This window comes from Amycolatopsis sp. cg13 (genome assembly GCF_041346965.1).
Classification (GTDB): domain Bacteria; phylum Actinomycetota; class Actinomycetes; order Mycobacteriales; family Pseudonocardiaceae; genus Amycolatopsis.
Window position 1 is genome coordinate 7,735,316 of record NZ_CP166848.1, and the last position, 14,976, is coordinate 7,750,291.

The window sequence follows — 14,976 nt, forward strand, 5'->3', positions numbered from 1 at the left end:
AAAAACCGAAGCAATAAAGACGACAATCTCCGCCATGACCGAACTGCCGTTGGTGCTCCTGCACGCCTTCCCGCTCGACGCCCGCATGTGGGACCCGGTCCGCGCGCCGCTCGCGGAACGCCTCCGGGTCATCACGCCCGACCAGCGCGGTCTCGGCCGGAGCCCGTTGCCCGAAACCGAAGCCGAGCCCGATCTCGCCGACGCTGCCCGGGACGTCGTCGCGCTCCTCGACAAGCTCGAACTCGACCAGGTGGTTCTCGGCGGCTGTTCGATGGGCGGTTACCTCGCGATGGCCGTCCTGCGGCAGGCTCCCGAGCGCGTCGGGGGACTGGTCCTCATCGACACCAAAGCCACCGCGGACACCCCCGAAGCCGCGCAGACCCGGCTCGACGTCGCGAACCGGGCGGAAACCGAGGGCGTCAAAAACTGGCTGGCCGACGCGAACCTGCCGAACCTTCTCGCCGACACCGCGTCCGCCGACGTCCTCGCGCGCGTGCGCGAATTGATCGACGCGCAGCCGCCGTCCGGGGTCGCCTGGGCCGCGCGGGCGATGCGCAACCGGCCTGATTCCGTTGACCTGCTGCGCGAAACGGACGTACCGGCGCTCGTCATCGTGGGGGAGCGCGACGCGATCACGCCGCTCGACGCCGCCAACACCATGGTCGAAGCGCTTCCCGACGCGACTCTCGCGGTCCTTCCCGACGTCGGGCACCTGACGCCGCTGGAGGACCCGGCTGGCGTGGTCGAAGCGATCCTCGGCTGGGTCAGCTGAAGTACTCGACCGCTGCGGCGCGCGCATCGGCGAGGCGGTGCGGGAAACGCTGTGCGATCAAGAACCGCCACGCCACTGCGAAGAGCAAGCGAAGCTGCGTACACGTCGCGAGAACGGCTTCGTCCGCTTCGCCCGGGTACGCGGCCAGGAACTCCGGGCCGCCTTGTCGCGCGAGGATCGCCAGGTCCCATTCGAGCGGTCCGCGCCAGGTGTCCTCGAAGTCGAGCCAGTACGGACCGTCGGCGGTCTCGATGAGGTTGCCGGGGTGCGCGTCGCCGTGCAGGGCCTGGACCGGGCCGGACGGCAGCAGCGCCGCTAGTCGTTCGGTCTCCGCGCGGATCCGGTCCGCGAAGCCGTCCAGCAGCGAAGCGTCGCGCGTGACGGTGTCGAGGAGTTCGCCGACCGGGCCGCGGGAGGGCAGTTCGCCGGGGTAGTCGCGCAACGCGGCGTGGACCCGGGCGAGCGATCCGGCGGTCTCGTCCGGCCCGTGCCGATGGTCCGGATCGTGCGGGGTCCAGTGCCAGAGCGTGACCGGCAGGCCCTCGGCGAAATGCGGTCCGGCCGGGGGATCCGCGGCCGGTGAGACGACGCGCACACCACGTTCGGTGAGATAGGCCGAAAGGGCGACGTCCCGCTCGAGCCACGCGGTCGCGTCCGGCCGCAGCAGCCGGGTGGTGGCCGGGACCCTCGCCACGACCGGACCCATTCTCACCAGCACGTTCGAGCGCTCGTGCAGCACCTCGGCGGCATCGGCCGGGAGGCCGAACCGGCGGCCGACCGCGAGCGCGGAGGAGACCGCCGCGACGCGGTACGGGTCGGTCATGCGGTGATCTAACCAGCCGGTGCGAGCGACTGTCGGTACCGAGGGCTACGATCCCCTTGACCGCCCGGAATCAGGCCCGCCTGAGCCCGAGCGCCCCGAAGTTGACCACCACAAGGTTGCAGTGTTGGAGGCAGGAGTGACGGCCGTAGCCCCCAAGCCGATCGCGACGCGCCCGTATCCCGCGCGCGAGACGGCAAAGGGTTCGTACCTGCTGCGGTTGTTCCGCACGACGGACCACAAGCAGATCGGGATCATGTATCTGGTCTCGTCGTTCGCCTTCTTCATGATCGGCGGCGCGATGGCCATGCTCATCCGGACGGAGCTCGCCCAGCCGGGGCAGCAGTTCCTGTCGCAGGAGCAGTACAACCAGCTGTTCACCATGCACGGCACGGTGATGCTGCTGCTGTACGCGACGCCGAGCCTGTTCGGGTTCGCGAACTTCATCCTGCCGCTGCAGATCGGCTCGCCCGACGTGGCGTTCCCGCGGCTGAACGCGTTCTCCTACTGGCTGTTCCTGTTCGGCAGCCTGATCGTGCTGTCCGGCTTCCTGACGCCCGGCGGCGCCGCCGACTTCGGCTGGTTCGCCTACACGCCGCTGTCGGACGCCATCCACTCGCCCGGCGTCGGAGCCGACCTGTGGATCGCCGGCCTGGCGGTGTCCGGTCTCGGCACGATCCTCGGCGCGGTCAACATGATCACCACCGTGGTCTGCCTCCGCGCGCCCGGCATGACGATGTACCGGATGCCGATCTTCACCTGGAACATCCTGATCACGAGCATCCTGATCCTGCTCGCGTTCCCGATCCTCACCGCGGCCCTGTTCGGCCTGCTGGCGGACCGGCACCTCGGAGCCCACGTGTTCGACCCGGCCAACGGCGGGGTGATCCTGTGGCAGCACCTGTTCTGGTTCTTCGGCCATCCAGAGGTCTACATCGTCGCGCTGCCGTTCTTCGGGATCGTGTCGGAGATCTTCCCGGTCTTCAGCCGCAAGCCGGTGTTCGGCTACAAGGGCCTGGTCTTCGCGACGCTGTCGATCGCGGCGCTGTCGGTGGCGGTGTGGGCGCACCACATGTACGCGACCGGCGCGGTCCTGCTGCCGTTCTTCTCCTTCATGACGTTCCTCATCGCGGTCCCGACCGGCGTGAAGTTCTTCAACTGGATCGGCACGATGTGGAAGGGCCAGCTGTCCTTCGAGACGCCGATGATCTTCTCGATGGGCTTCATCGTCACGTTCCTCTTCGGCGGTCTGACCGGCATCATGCTGGCCGCTCCGGCGATCGACTTCCACGTGTCGGACAGCTACTTCGTGGTGGCGCACTTCCACTACGTCCTCTACGGCACGATCGTGTTCGCGACCTTCGCCGGGATCTACTTCTGGTTCCCGAAGATCACCGGCCGGATGATGGACGAGAAGCTCGGGAAGTGGCACTTCTGGACCACGTTCATCGGCTTCCACACCACGTTCCTGGTGCAGCACTGGCTGGGCGCGGAAGGCATGCCGCGGCGCTACGCGGACTACCTGGCCAGCGACGGGTTCACCACGCTGAACACGATCTCCACGATCGGCGCGTACATCCTCGGGGCGTCCACGCTGCCGTTCATCTGGAACGTGTTCAAGAGCTACCGGTACGGCGAAATCGTCACGGTCGACGACCCGTGGGGCTACGGCAACTCGCTCGAGTGGGCCACGTCCTGCCCGCCGCCGCGGCACAACTTCACCGAACTGCCCCGGATCCGCTCCGAGCGGCCCGCGTTCGAGCTGCACTACCCGCACATGGTCGAACGCCTGCACGCGGAAGGCGAGATCGGCTTCTTCGGCAAGGCCAAGCACGTCGCGGCCCCGTCGCAGAAGCTCGTGGACGCCACCATGCCGGGCGACCACAGCAAGGACAACGCGAGCGAGCAGTAACGGCGCTCGGAACAGTCGCACGGCGCGTGCCCGGTCGAGGATTTCTCGGTCGGGCACGCGCCGTTTTCCGTGCCGGGAGCCGTCGGGCTGGGGGTTGCCGAGGCGGGCGGGCGGCGGTGCTGGCGGGGGCCTCGTGAGTGCTGATGCCGGTTAGAACCGGCACAAACATTCACGAGACCCGACGCGCCGCTCATACTGGCCTCGCTGCTCGCTGCGCCGCCCCTAACCCGGCTCACCACCCCTCTCGTCGCCCGTTAGTGGCACCCGCGGTGTGAAGCACGGCACGGGAGCGTTCTGCCCGCCGCCGCTGGAGGCCAGACTGGGCGTGCCGACTCGCCGTGGCCTAAGCGTCGGTGCCGAGACGAACGAGGGATACCGAACCAGTGAGCCAGACTCCCGTCCTCATCACCACGACCGGTCCGGACAAGCCCGGGGTCTCGTCCGTGCTGTTCGCCGTGCTCACGCGGCACGACGTGGACGTGCTCGACATCGAGCAGGTGGTCATCCGCGGGCAGCTCGTCCTCGGCGTGCTCGCCGGCGTCTACCGCGACCCGGAGGGGGTCCAGGAGTCCGTCGAGCAGGCGATGGCGACCGTCGGCATGGAGGTCGAGGTCCGGATCGGCGACGCGATCGGCGCGGATCCGTTCGCGCTCGGGCGGCGCGATTCGTCGCACGTGCTCGTCCTGCTCGGGCGTCCGGTGACCGCGCGGGCGTTCTCCGAGATCGCGCGGCGGCTGGCGGGCATCGGGACGAACATCGACTCGATTCGCAGCGTTGCCGATTATCCGGTGACTGGGCTTGAGCTGTACGTCTCGGTGCGCGAAGACAGCGAAGAGGCCGACGCCGAGCTTCGGTCCATGCTGGCCGACGCGGCGTCCGAGGCCAACGTCGACGTCGCCGTCGAGCGCGCGGGCATCACGCGCCGGGCGAAGCGGCTGGTGGTGTTCGACGTCGATTCCACGCTCGTGCAGGGCGAGGTCATCGAGATGCTCGGCGCGTACGCCGGGGTCGAGGAGCAGGTCCGCGAGATCACCGAGGCCGCGATGCGCGGCGAGCTGAACTTCGCGGAGTCGCTGGAACGGCGCGTTTCGCTGCTGGCCGGGCTGCCCGCCACCGTGATGGACGAGGTCGCGGCGAAGCTCGAGCTGACCCCGGGGGCTCGCACGACCGTCCGCACGCTGAAGCGCATGGGCTTCCGCTGCGGCGTCGTGTCCGGCGGGTTTACCCAGGTCATCGACCATCTCGTGGACGACCTCGGTCTCGACTTCGCGGCGGCCAACGAGCTGGAAGTCGTCGACGGCAAGCTCACTGGTCGCGTGGTCGGCGACATCGTGGACCGCGCGGGCAAGGCGACCGCGCTGCGCCGGTTCGCGGGGGAGTACGGGATTCCACTCGGCGCCTGTGTCGCGGTCGGCGACGGGGCCAACGACATCGACATGCTGGCCGCGGCTGGCATGGGCGTCGCGTTCAATGCCAAGCCCGCGCTGCGCGAGGTCGCCGACACCGCGCTCTCGCACCCGTACCTCGACGCGGTGCTGTTCGTCCTCGGCGTCACGCGCGCCGAGGTCGAGGCGGCGGACGCGGCCGACGGTCTCGAATTGGCCCGCCCGTGAACCCTCTGCTCGAACCGCTGCGCAGCCGCTACGCCTCGTGGCTCGGCCTTCCCGCGGACGAAACCTCGGACACCTCCGACGAAAACCCGGACGAGGTCCGCGCGATGCCGATCATTCTGCGGATCGAACGCGCCGAGCCGCCCGGCCGGACAGCGCTGCTCGAAGCGGCGGCCGCGGCGGCGCTGGCGGTGTGCCTGGACGAACGCGTCGAGCCTGGCGGCGAATGGGCCGAGCCAGTGCAGGCGTGGCTCGACAACCGGATTCGCAAGGTCGCGCGCCGGGCTCGCGGCGCGCACTGGCAGGCGGTGCTGGACCTGCCGGGCATCACCATCGAGGTCGACGGCGCGGAGGCGCGGGCGCTCGTGCCTGGGCTCGTGAAGGAGGCCCCGAAAGAGGTCTCGCGGCTGCAGATCTCCGGCAGCGAACTGCCCGCCGACACCCCCGGCCCGGCCCCGGCTGATGTCCCGCTGCTGATGCTGAACCCGGATGTCCCGATGACCGTCGGCAAGGCGTCCGCGCAGGTCGGGCACGCCACGATGATCCTCGCGTCGCTGCTGCCGGACGACGAACTGGCGGCGTGGGCGGCGAAGGACTACCGGGTCGCGGTCCGGACGCCCAGCCCGGCGCGATGGAAAGAGCTGTGCCCGGTCGACGATCCGGAAGCAGGCTGGCGGGACAACCGCGTGGTCGCCGTCCGCGATGCGGGATTCACCGAGGTCGATCCCGGCACGATCACCGTGCTGGCGCAGCAGCCCGGAACATCGGCGTGACCGGCGCGGTTGCGCCAATGCAGTGATCCGACGGGTGGAAAGGCGTCTCCGATGACTTTGGAAGTACAGCGCGAAGGCACGCACAGCTTCGTCGGCCGCAACGAACGCGGCGCGGAGGTGCGGTTGGGCCGGGCTGGTGCGGAGGGCGCGTTCTCCCCGGCGGAACTGCTGCAGATCGCGGCGGCGGGCTGCTCCGCGGTGACGGCGGAGCAGCTGATCACGCGGCGGGTGGGCGAGGACTCGAAGTTCCGCGTCGCGGTGACGGCTGACCGGCGTGAAGGGGCCTCGGAACTGGACGCGGTGCATGTCGCGTTCGACGTCGACGTGTCGGGCCTCGACGAAGCTCAGCGGGAAGCGCTGGCGGGCGCGGTAGATCGGGCGATCGAGCGGCTGTGCACGGTGAGCCGGACGCTGAAGAAGGCCATCCCGGTGACGGAGACTTTTCCGGCCGCCTGAGCCGCGGCGGGTTGGTGAGTCGCGGAGGCGCACCGGTTGCTGGGCTGATGCGGCGGGTGGTTCGCGCGGTGGTGTCGTGAGTCGTAGCGGCGGGCGGGTTGCGGAGCTGGTGTGGCGGGCGGTTCGTGCGGTGGGGCGCAGCGGCGGACGGCTGTTGCAGCGAGGTCGTCGAGCTGGGCGGCGGCCGGTTCGCGCAGAGCGCTCGCCGTGGCGGCGGCAGCGGTAATCCGGCTCATCGAGCTGCTGCGGCCAAGACCTGGCGAAGCCGCGGCGCGCCCACCCTTGCCCAGCAAGCGTTCCCGGCCGAGCCGAGGTCAGCGAAAGCCGCAGCAGCGAAAAGCCTCGGCAACGAAAGCCGCAGCAGCCCGGAGCGGGCTTCAGCGAGCCCGAATCAGCTTTGCCACACCACGTACGCCTGGTCGGCGTCCGTGGTCATCGCTTCGATGAACTTCTCGTTGTCGAAGCCGGGCAAGGTCTGCAGGCGTTCGATGAGGGCGTCCGCGGCCGGGTCGCCGCTCGGGACTGCCGTGCCTTTGCCGTCGTTGCCGACCAGCATGAAGAAGACGTCTTCGTTCCAGGGGCCGTCAGGGATGACTCTCACCATGACTGAGCTCAGTTCTGACCACGTCACAGCTTCTTCGCTGCCATCGGCGAGCCGGCGCCGCACCCCGGTGTCGTCAACACTGACGGTCCGGGATTGTGCGCTGGACGAATCCTGGGTCAACGGTGCTCCCTGTCGTGTTCGTTCCACTCACCGTACCCGCCTTGCCCGTGCGCTCGGTCAGGCGGGCGCGGCCGCGTCGAGTCGCTTCAGTGCGTCCCGTGCGACCTGCGGATCTGTTGTCGGCCAGAACGGCGGCAGCGACGCGCGCAGGAAACCGCCGTAGCGCGCGGTGGCCAGCCGGGAGTCCAGCACGGCTACCACGCCGCGGTCGGTGACCGAGCGGTGCAGCCGTCCGGTGCCTTGGGCCAGCAGCAGCGCGGCGTGCGTGGCGGCGACGGTGAGGAATCCGTTGCCGCCCCGGGCTTCCACCGCGCGTTGGCGCGCGGACGACACCGGATCGTCCGGGCGGGGGAACGGGATCCGGTCCACCACCACGAGCTGCAGCGACGGGCCGGGCACGTCGACGCCCTGCCACAGCGTGAGCGTGCCGAACAGGCAGGTCCGCGCGTCTTCGGAGAACTGCCGCACCAGCAACGGCGTGGCGTCGTCGCCCTGGCAGAGGATCGGGTGGTCGAGCCGTTCCCGCATCGCCTCCGCGGCCTGTTTCGCCGCGCGCATCGAGGAGAACAGGCCCAGCGTACGGCCGCCCGCGGCTTCGACCAGCTCGGCCAGTTCGTCCATTGTGGACTCGGCGAGCCCGTCGCGGCCCGGCGGCGGCAGGTGCTTGGCGAGGTAGAGGATGCCGTTGCGGCGGTGGTCGAACGGCGATCCGACGTCCAGCCCGGTCCACTTCGGGCCGTTGTCCTCGTCCGACGGCGCTTCCTTGTCGGTGGCCGTCCCCGGCGACTTCACCACGCGCGCGCCGCTCGGCGGAAGACCCCATTGCCGGGCCATGGTGTCGAATTCGCCGCCGAGAGTGAGCGTTGCCGAGGTCAGCACGGTGGTGTGCTGGTTGAACACGCGCTCCCGCAACAAACCCGCGACACCGAGCGGCGCGACTTTCAACGCGGGCGGTCGCGGATTCGCGGAGTACTTGTCCCCGGTCAGCCAGACGACGTCGCGTTGGTGCGCCAAGTCCTCGTCGTACGCGTCGAGCAGCCGGACCGCGGTGTCGTGCACTTCTTCGAGCAGCGACCGGGCCAGCTTGCGCGCGGTGGCCTCGCCGACGTCTTCCTTGCGGTCCGAGCCCAGCGCGGTGAGGCATTCCTTCGCCGCGTCGCGCACCGCCGGGATCGCGCCCTGCAACGGCTTCGGCAGCGCGTCGAGCCTTCCGGACGGGATGTCGTCGAGGATCAGCGCGAGTCCGTCCGACGACTCCAGCAGCCGGTCCGCGATTCCCGCGTCCATCAGCTTTCCGCAGCGGCGCGCGGCGGCCGAGACCATGGCGCTGGTGAGCTCGCCGGTCGCGACGGACGTGACCCGGTCGACCAGGTCGTGCGCCTCGTCGATGATCACCAGGTCGTGGTCCGGCAGCACCTGGTAGCCCTGCAGCGCGTCGATGGCCAGCAGCGCGTGGTTGGTGACCACGACATCGGCGCGGCCCGCCTCGGCTCGCGCGCGTTCGGCGAAGCAATCGGTGCCGACCGGGCACTTCGCGGCGCCGAGGCATTCCCTCGCGGTGACGGAAACCTGCCGCCACGCCTGGTCGGACACGCCGGGCACCAGCTCGTCGCGGTCGCCGGTTTCGGTGTCCGACGTCCACTCGTGCAGCCGCGTGACTTCCTTGCCCAGCCGGGACACCGCGAACGGGTCGAACAGCTGCGCGTCCTCGGGCTCGTCGGCCGGGCCGGTGTCGAGCCGGTGCAGGCACAGGTAGTTGCGGCGGCCCTTGAGGATCGCGAAGGTCGGTTCGCGCCCGAGCGGCTTCTTGAGCGCCTTGGCGAGACGCGGGAGATCACGGTCGACCAGCTGGCGCTGCAACGCGATGGTGGCCGTGGAGACGACGACGGTGGTGTCTTTCTCCACCGCGTGCCGGATCGCGGGCACCAGGTACGCCAGCGATTTGCCGGTGCCCGTTCCCGCTTGCACGGCGAGGTGTTCGCCGGTGCGGATGGCGTGGCCGACGGCATCGGCCATCTTCACCTGGCCGGGGCGTTCAGCGCCGCCGACAGACTCCACCGCGTGGGTGAGGAGTTCGAGGACGCCGGGGAAATCGGTTCGGGCGGGCACAGCGAGACACGATAGCCGCCAGGTCCGACAGGATCTTCGATCCGGCGCGAACGGACCCCTCGCGCCGGATCGAAGATCCCGGGATTACGGCTCAGTCTTCCTTGCGGAACCGCGAAACCGCGGCCCACGCGAGCGGCAGCACACCCGCCGCGACCACGGTCTTCAGCACGTCGCCCACGAGAAACGGCGTGACGCCCTTGTCGAAAGCGGTGGCGAGATCGAATCCGGTAGCGGCCATCAGCCACGGCACGCCGAACGCGTAGATCGCGACGTTGCCGAGCACCATGGTCCCCGCCATGCGCAGCGGAGTGCGGTCGCCGCCGCGGCGGGCGAGCGCGCCCACGAGGGCGCCGGCGAACACGAAGCCGACGATGTATCCGGCCGAGGCTCCGGACAGCCCGGAGGTCCCGCCCTGGAACCACGGCACGCCGGCCGCGCCGACGAGCAAGTACAGCAGCATCGAGGCCGCGCCGCGGCGCATGCCGAGCGTCGCGCCGACGAGCAGCGCGGCGAAGGTCTGGCCGGTCATCGGCACCGGCGTGCCCGGAAGCGGGATGACCAGCTGCGCGGCGGCTCCGGTGAGCACGGCTCCGCCGGCGACCAGCGCCAGGTCGCGCACCAGGGTGCCGGGCACGAGGTCGGCCAGCACCTGACGGCGGGCCGGGAGAGACAGTGACGACACGGGACCTCCAACCACGGAAAACGGACGTCCGGGCAGGTTATCGTCGAGCGACGGGGCGGAACGAGACAAGTTGCGTTCCTCACCACCCCTGTCTTCCGTCACACGTACGGGTGAGCTGCCCCGGTCGACGTTTGGGACCCCTTCCGCGCTGCCGATGTCGAAGCACGGGCGAAGGGAGACAGGTCGAATGCGCGGACGAATCCTGCTGGTCACCGGGGTTCTGCTGGCGGCGGCACCGGCGGTGGCGCACGCCGATCCGCCGGTCACGTCCACCGGCTGGGGTTCCGCGGGCAGCCTCGACGTGCTGGTGGACCACGAACACGTGGTCACCGGAGAGCTGGCCCGCTGCGACGCCGACGGACCGGCGTCCGCGCGCACGCCGGGCGGCGCGGCGGGCGAGGTCGCTGTGTTCGGGTTCGGCGGCACCAGCTGCGAGCGGAAGGGCCCGGTCGCGCAGGTGAAGACCGGCGGGCAGCGGTTCGAATCCGACCTGCTGACCCGGTACGGCGGGCCTGAGCTGAAGGTCCGCACGTACTCGGTCGGTTGCGCCACCACGACGGATTCGGGCAGCACCGGTTCGATGTCGATCGGCGAGGTCTCCGGGTTCACCATTCCGTCGTCGATCCCGGCGAACTACCGCATCACGATCCCCGGCGGCGCGGCGGGCACGGCGCTGGCCACGATCACGCTGAACGAGACCGTGACGCCTACGCCGGCCGACGGCAGCCTGGTCACGCACGCGGTGCACGTGAAGCTGTTCCCGCAAGGCGGTCCGGCGAGCGGGGACATCTACCTCGGCACCGCGGCGTGCAACCCGTATGGCAAGGGCGGCGCGCCCAAGCAGTGAACGGTCAGGCGGGCGGCAACGCGGGCGTGCCGGTGTAGCGCACGCCCGCCTCGTCGAAGTCCTTCAGCGTCGCGTCCACCGTCGGCTGCGAACCGCCCACGGTCAGGTCCAGGAGCACCTGCACGTTGAACCCAGCCTGAGCAGCGTCGAGCGCGGTGGCTCGCACGCAGAAGTCCGTCGCGATGCCGACGACCTCGACGTCGGTCACCTCGTGCGCGCGAAGCCATTCCTCGAGCGTCTTGCCGTCGCCGGACTTGCCCTCGAAACCGGAGTACGCGGCGGTGTACTCGCCCTTCGAGAAGACCGCCTCGACCGGCACCACGTCCAGCGCCGAGTGGAACGACGCGCCCGCCGTGCCCGCGACGCAGTGCACCGGCCAGCTGGTGTTGAAGTCGGGCGTGTCGCTGAAGTGGTCGCCCGGATCGATGTGGTGGTCGCGGGTGGCGACGATGTGGGTGTAGCCGCCGTCGGCCATCCGCCGCGAGATGGCCGCCGCGGCAGCCGCCCCGCCCGGCAGGCCGAGCGAGCCTCCCTCGCAGAAGTCGTTCTGCACATCCACCACGATCAGCGCGGTTCCCATGGTCGGCTCCCTACAGAAAAGTCGTCGGTATCGCGGGCTCGCCGTGCGAGAGCTTCAGGCCCTCCCACGGCAGGCTCACCTGCGCGCGCCGCAGGCGGGCACGCGCGTCGTCCAGTGTGGGCAGATCATCCACCGGCGCGCCCTCGCGCACCAGGGGGATCTGCAGGTCGAGATCGTTCTCGCCGGGCTCCGGACGGCCGCTGGCGGCGGTCCAGACCACTTCCTCGACCGCGGTCCCGGTGCTGCGGTGCCGGCGCAGCGCGTGCTTGCGCCCGCCCCGGGATTCCTTGTGCGCACTGCGTTTCGCGACCGGGCGGCCGTCGACCTCGACCAGCTTGTACACCATCCCGGCGGTCGGCGCGCCGGATCCGGTGACCACCGAGGTGCCCACGCCGTAAGCGTCCACCGGTTCCGCGCGCAGTGCCGCGATCGCGTGCTCGTCGAGGTCGCCGGACACCACGATCCGGGTGTCCCGCGCGCCGAGCGAATCGAGCTGGTCGCGGGCCTTGCGGGCGAGCGGGCCGACGTCGCCGGAGTCGATCCGGATCGCGCCCAGCTCCGGGCCGGCGACGCGCACGGCCGCCTCGATGCCCGCGGTGATGTCGTAGGTGTCCACCAGAAGTGTGGTGTCCGCGCCCATCTTGCTGACCTGCGCGCGGAACGCCGCTTCCTCGCTGTCGTGCAGCAGCATGAACGCGTGTGCGACGGTGCCGCGCGTCGGAATCCCGTAGCGGCGGCCCGCTTCGAGATTCGACGTCGTGGCGAATCCGGCCAGGTAGGAGGCGCGCGCGGCGGCGACCGCGGCGTACTCGTGCGTGCGCCGTCCGCCCATCTCGATGATCGGCCTGCCGTGCGCCGCGCCGGACATCCGCGCCGCCGCGGACGCGATCGCGCTGTCATGGTTGAGGATCGACAGCACCAGCGTCTCCAGCACCACGGCCTCGGCGAAACTGCCGGTCACGGTGAGGATCGGCGATCCGGGGAAGTACAGGTCGCCTTCGCGGTAGCCGTCGATGTCGCCGCGGAACTCGTAGTCGGCCAGCCAGGCCAGCGTTTCCGGGTCGACGACCGCGGTCTGCTCCAGCATGGTCAGCTCGGCGTCGGTAAAGCGGAAGTCGGCGATCGCGTCGAGCACGCGCGCGGTGCCCGCGACGACGCCGTAGCGGCGCCCGTCGGGAAGCCGCCGCGCGAAGACTTCGAACACGCACGGCCGGTCGGCCGTCCCGTCCGCGAGCGCGCTCGCCAGCATGGTCAGCTCGTAGTGGTCGGTGAGCAGCGCCGTGCTGGCGCTGGTGACCGGCTCGGGGGAACCCATGGGAGCAGCCTATTCACTCACATGGACGGACCTGGCGCGGCGTACCGGGATGGCCCCGTGACACCATGGTGTGCATGTCCACGCCTGTCGCATCCGAACAGACGCAGGTCGATCCACTCGGGGCCGAGCTGGCCGAATCCGACCAGCCCTGGCGGACGATCGTCTGGAACGACCCGGTGAACCTGATGTCGTACGTGACGTACGTCCTGCAGAAGCTGTTCGGCTACAGCCGGGACCACGCCACGAAGCTGATGCTCGACGTGCACAACAAGGGCAGGGCGATCGTGTCGTCCGGTTCGAAGGAGAAGGTGGAGACCGACGTGGCGAAGCTGCACGCGGCGGGCCTGTGGGCTACCATGGAACAGCCCTCGTGAAGGCCTGGCGGCGCAAGGGGGACGCCATCCTCGCCGGGTTCGAACAGCAGGAAGCCGCGGTGCTGCGCGGGCTGGTCGGGCAGCTCGAGGACATGCTCACCGCCCGGGCCGAGGAGGCCCCGCAGGACGAACTGGCCGAGCTGACCGGGATCCGCACCGGCCCCGCCGAATCGCCGGACGACCCGGTGCTGTCGCGGCTGCTGCCGGACTTCCACCGGCTCGACCCGGACAACCCGAGCCGCGAGGACCTCGATTCGGCGGCGGCGATGCGGTCGCTGCACGAGCCGGAGTTGCTGGAGAAGAAGGTCGGCGTCGCCAAGATCGTGCTCGACACGCTCCCGCGTGACGGCGGTTCGGTGAAGCTGACTTTCGAGCAGGCCGACGCCTGGCTCGGCGCGCTGAACGACGTCCGGCTGGCGCTGGGCACGGCGCTCGACGTCACCGAGGACATGCCCGACGAACTGCCCGACGACGACCCCCGCGCACCCCATCTCGGCGTCTACCATTGGCTGACATGGGTGCAGGAGACGCTGATCCAGGCGCTGACCGGCTGACCGGCGGGAAAATCACCGACGTTCCTGGCGTGCTCGTAGGCCATCACGAGAGGCTCGGCGACGGCTGGGCCACCGGAACCACAGTCGTGCTCGTTCCCGACGGCGCGACCGGCGCGGTCGATCAGCGCGGCGGCGCGCCCGGAACGCGCGAAACCAATCTGCTGGAGCCGGAAAACCTGGTACAGCAGGTGAATGCGGTCTGTCTCTCCGGCGGCAGCGCGTATGGGCTCGCGGCGGCGGACGGCGTGATGCGGTGGCTGTCCGAGCGGAATTTCGGGTTTCCCGTTGGGGCGCAGCCGTATGAGGTGGTCCCGATCGTGCCCGCGGCCGTGCTGTTCGATCTGCCGCGCAGCAAGTGGGGCAATCGGCCGGACGCCGATTTCGGTTACGCCGCTTGCGAAGCGGCCGGGGACGCCGTCGCGATGGGCACCGTCGGCGCGGGCTCCGGCGCGGTGGTCGGTTCGCTCAAGGGCGGAATCGGGACGGCGAGCGAGGTCGTCGGCGAGGTGACCGTCGGCGCGATCGTCGCGGTGAACGCGGCGGGCCAGGCCGTGGATTTCGCGACTGGGCGGGCGTTTGCCGGAGACCATGAAGTGGACGGCGAGTTCGGCGTCCGCTGGCCGGATCGGCCGGGCGAGGTGCCAGGGCAGCGGACCGACCTGAACACCACGATCGGTGTGGTGGCTTGCGATGCGGAGTTGACGAAGGCCGAGGCACGCCGGTTGACGGTCGCCGCGCAGGACGGGTTGGCGCGCGCGGTGCGTCCGGCGCATTCGATGTTCGACGGCGACACCGTGTTCGCGCTGGCGACGGGCGCGCGGGAGCTGCCGGGGGAGCCTGGGTCGTTCGCGGTGGCCGCGCGGGCGGGTGCGTTGGACGCGTTGTGCGCGGCGTCGGCGCGGGTGTTCGCGCGGGCGATGGTGCACGGGCTGCTGTCGGCGACCTCCGCGGCTGGCATCCCGGCGTATCGGGACGTGTGGCCGGAGGCGCTGGGCTGAGGTCAGAACGGGTCTTGCGGGAGGGCGTCCTCGCTCCGTTCGAGGTCGGCGGCGCGCACGGTGGCCACGTACTCCTCGTCGATCTCCAGCACGAGGTCGCCGAACGACACGGTCGGCCCGAGCGACGGATGCAGCTCCACCGGGCCCAGTTCGGTCGAGCGCGGCAGCTGCGCCCACACCGAAACCGGCTTCGACCGGCGGAAAGTGCTGCAGGCCAGCACCGTCACGTGCCGATCGGTGACCACGACGACGAAGCTCCGGTGCGCGGCCATCATCGAAATCATCAGCGATGTGGCGGGGAACACGTACTGGACGACGTCGCCCTCGGCCAGCAGCGGACGGCAGCGTTCGCGGACCTTCGAGGACACCGGCATCCCGTTATTGTGCCCTGACCTGCGGATGAGCGGTAGCTCTCACAGTGTGGACTCGTTCGGTCCACGAACTAAGATG

The 14,976-nt window shown here is 70.2% G+C and carries 16 protein-coding genes; 9 read left to right on the forward strand and 7 right to left on the reverse strand.

The window, feature by feature from the left end; all coding sequences use genetic code 11:
* Positions 1–34 precede the first annotated feature (34 nt).
* A complete protein-coding gene (locus AB5I40_RS36390) occupies positions 35–772 on the forward strand; it encodes an alpha/beta fold hydrolase (protein ID WP_370934699.1) in 738 nt (245 codons plus the stop codon).
* Here AB5I40_RS36390 and AB5I40_RS36395 read toward each other — a convergent pair.
* Positions 765–1,595 carry a phosphotransferase gene (locus AB5I40_RS36395; RefSeq protein ID WP_370934700.1) on the reverse strand — a complete coding sequence of 277 codons (831 nt, stop codon included), beginning with the start codon at positions 1,593–1,595 and terminating at the stop codon, positions 765–767. The genes AB5I40_RS36390 and AB5I40_RS36395 overlap by 8 nt on opposite strands.
* A 136-nt stretch (positions 1,596–1,731) precedes the next feature.
* On the opposite strand from AB5I40_RS36395, the gene ctaD reads away from it, so the two are divergent.
* From ctaD to AB5I40_RS36415, 4 genes are all read left to right on the forward strand, one after another.
* Positions 1,732–3,504 (forward strand): cytochrome c oxidase subunit I, encoded by a 1,773-nt coding sequence (gene ctaD, locus AB5I40_RS36400; protein ID WP_344271569.1) that lies wholly within the window; start codon positions 1,732–1,734, stop codon positions 3,502–3,504.
* Positions 3,505–3,887: 383 nt separating this feature from the next.
* The gene (gene serB, locus AB5I40_RS36405) at positions 3,888–5,117 is read left to right on the forward strand and encodes a phosphoserine phosphatase SerB (protein ID WP_370934701.1); all 1,230 of its coding nucleotides are present in this window, start codon (positions 3,888–3,890) and stop codon (positions 5,115–5,117) included.
* Entirely contained in the window at positions 5,114–5,887 is a 774-nt protein-coding gene (locus tag AB5I40_RS36410; RefSeq protein WP_370934702.1) for a peptidyl-tRNA hydrolase, read from the forward strand. The genes serB and AB5I40_RS36410 overlap by 4 nt, the downstream gene beginning before the upstream one ends.
* 51 nt (positions 5,888–5,938) lie before the next feature.
* Positions 5,939–6,343, forward strand: coding sequence for an OsmC family protein (locus AB5I40_RS36415; RefSeq protein ID WP_370934703.1), 405 nt, complete (start codon positions 5,939–5,941; stop codon positions 6,341–6,343).
* Between the two features lie 391 nt (positions 6,344–6,734).
* Here the strand turns inward: AB5I40_RS36415 and AB5I40_RS36420 are convergent, their stop codons facing one another.
* From AB5I40_RS36420 to AB5I40_RS36430, 3 genes are all read right to left on the reverse strand, one after another.
* The gene (locus tag AB5I40_RS36420; RefSeq protein WP_067593690.1) at positions 6,735–7,067 is read right to left on the reverse strand and encodes a hypothetical protein; all 333 of its coding nucleotides are present in this window, start codon (positions 7,065–7,067) and stop codon (positions 6,735–6,737) included.
* Positions 7,068–7,124: 57 nt separating this feature from the next.
* Positions 7,125–9,176, reverse strand: coding sequence for an ATP-dependent DNA helicase (locus tag AB5I40_RS36425; protein WP_370934704.1), 2,052 nt, complete (start codon positions 9,174–9,176; stop codon positions 7,125–7,127).
* Between the two features lie 91 nt (positions 9,177–9,267).
* Positions 9,268–9,858: a biotin transporter BioY gene (locus tag AB5I40_RS36430; RefSeq protein ID WP_370934705.1), complete on the reverse strand. Its 591-nt coding sequence runs from the start codon at positions 9,856–9,858 to the stop codon at positions 9,268–9,270.
* 187 nt (positions 9,859–10,045) lie between these two features.
* On the opposite strand from AB5I40_RS36430, the gene AB5I40_RS36435 reads away from it, so the two are divergent.
* Positions 10,046–10,705 (forward strand): choice-of-anchor P family protein, encoded by a 660-nt coding sequence (locus AB5I40_RS36435; RefSeq protein ID WP_370934706.1) that lies wholly within the window; start codon positions 10,046–10,048, stop codon positions 10,703–10,705.
* 4 nt (positions 10,706–10,709) lie between these two features.
* Here AB5I40_RS36435 and AB5I40_RS36440 read toward each other — a convergent pair whose 3' ends face one another.
* Positions 10,710–11,285 carry an isochorismatase family protein gene (locus AB5I40_RS36440; protein WP_370934707.1) on the reverse strand — a complete coding sequence of 192 codons (576 nt, stop codon included), beginning with the start codon at positions 11,283–11,285 and terminating at the stop codon, positions 10,710–10,712.
* A 10-nt stretch (positions 11,286–11,295) separates the two neighbouring features.
* Positions 11,296–12,600 carry a nicotinate phosphoribosyltransferase gene (locus AB5I40_RS36445; RefSeq protein WP_370934708.1) on the reverse strand — a complete coding sequence of 435 codons (1,305 nt, stop codon included), beginning with the start codon at positions 12,598–12,600 and terminating at the stop codon, positions 11,296–11,298.
* Between the two features lie 74 nt (positions 12,601–12,674).
* Here AB5I40_RS36445 and clpS point away from each other — a divergent pair, with 74 nt between their 5' ends.
* The 3 genes from clpS to AB5I40_RS36460 are packed head-to-tail and all read left to right on the forward strand — an operon-like array spanning position 12,675 to position 14,526.
* Entirely contained in the window at positions 12,675–12,974 is a 300-nt protein-coding gene (gene clpS, locus AB5I40_RS36450) for an ATP-dependent Clp protease adapter ClpS (RefSeq protein ID WP_067593947.1), read from the forward strand.
* A complete protein-coding gene (locus tag AB5I40_RS36455) occupies positions 12,971–13,528 on the forward strand; it encodes a DUF2017 domain-containing protein (protein ID WP_067593672.1) in 558 nt (185 codons plus the stop codon). The genes clpS and AB5I40_RS36455 overlap by 4 nt, the downstream gene beginning before the upstream one ends.
* The gene (locus AB5I40_RS36460; protein WP_370934709.1) at positions 13,489–14,526 is read left to right on the forward strand and encodes a P1 family peptidase; all 1,038 of its coding nucleotides are present in this window, start codon (positions 13,489–13,491) and stop codon (positions 14,524–14,526) included. Before AB5I40_RS36455 ends, AB5I40_RS36460 begins: the two co-directional genes overlap by 40 nt.
* 2 nt (positions 14,527–14,528) lie before the next feature.
* Here the strand turns inward: AB5I40_RS36460 and AB5I40_RS36465 are convergent, their stop codons facing one another.
* Positions 14,529–14,900, reverse strand: coding sequence for a hypothetical protein (locus AB5I40_RS36465; protein ID WP_370934710.1), 372 nt, complete (start codon positions 14,898–14,900; stop codon positions 14,529–14,531).
* Positions 14,901–14,976: the final 76 nt, after the last annotated feature.

Excerpts from the sequence above, each read along its gene's own strand:
- AB5I40_RS36390 (WP_370934699.1), top strand. The coding sequence starts at position 35 with ATGACCGAACTGCCGTTGGTGCTCCTGCACGCCTTCCCGCTCGACGCC.
- AB5I40_RS36395 (WP_370934700.1), bottom strand. The coding sequence starts at position 1,595 with ATGACCGACCCGTACCGCGTCGCGGCGGTCTCCTCCGCGCTCGCGGTC.
- AB5I40_RS36415 (WP_370934703.1), top strand. The coding sequence starts at position 5,939 with ATGACTTTGGAAGTACAGCGCGAAGGCACGCACAGCTTCGTCGGCCGC.
- AB5I40_RS36435 (WP_370934706.1), top strand. The coding sequence starts at position 10,046 with ATGCGCGGACGAATCCTGCTGGTCACCGGGGTTCTGCTGGCGGCGGCA.
- AB5I40_RS36440 (WP_370934707.1), bottom strand. The coding sequence starts at position 11,285 with ATGGGAACCGCGCTGATCGTGGTGGATGTGCAGAACGACTTCTGCGAG.
- AB5I40_RS36445 (WP_370934708.1), bottom strand. The coding sequence starts at position 12,600 with ATGGGTTCCCCCGAGCCGGTCACCAGCGCCAGCACGGCGCTGCTCACC.
- clpS (WP_067593947.1), top strand. The coding sequence starts at position 12,675 with ATGTCCACGCCTGTCGCATCCGAACAGACGCAGGTCGATCCACTCGGG.
- AB5I40_RS36460 (WP_370934709.1), top strand. The coding sequence starts at position 13,489 with ATGGGTGCAGGAGACGCTGATCCAGGCGCTGACCGGCTGACCGGCGGG.
- AB5I40_RS36465 (WP_370934710.1), bottom strand. The coding sequence starts at position 14,900 with ATGCCGGTGTCCTCGAAGGTCCGCGAACGCTGCCGTCCGCTGCTGGCC.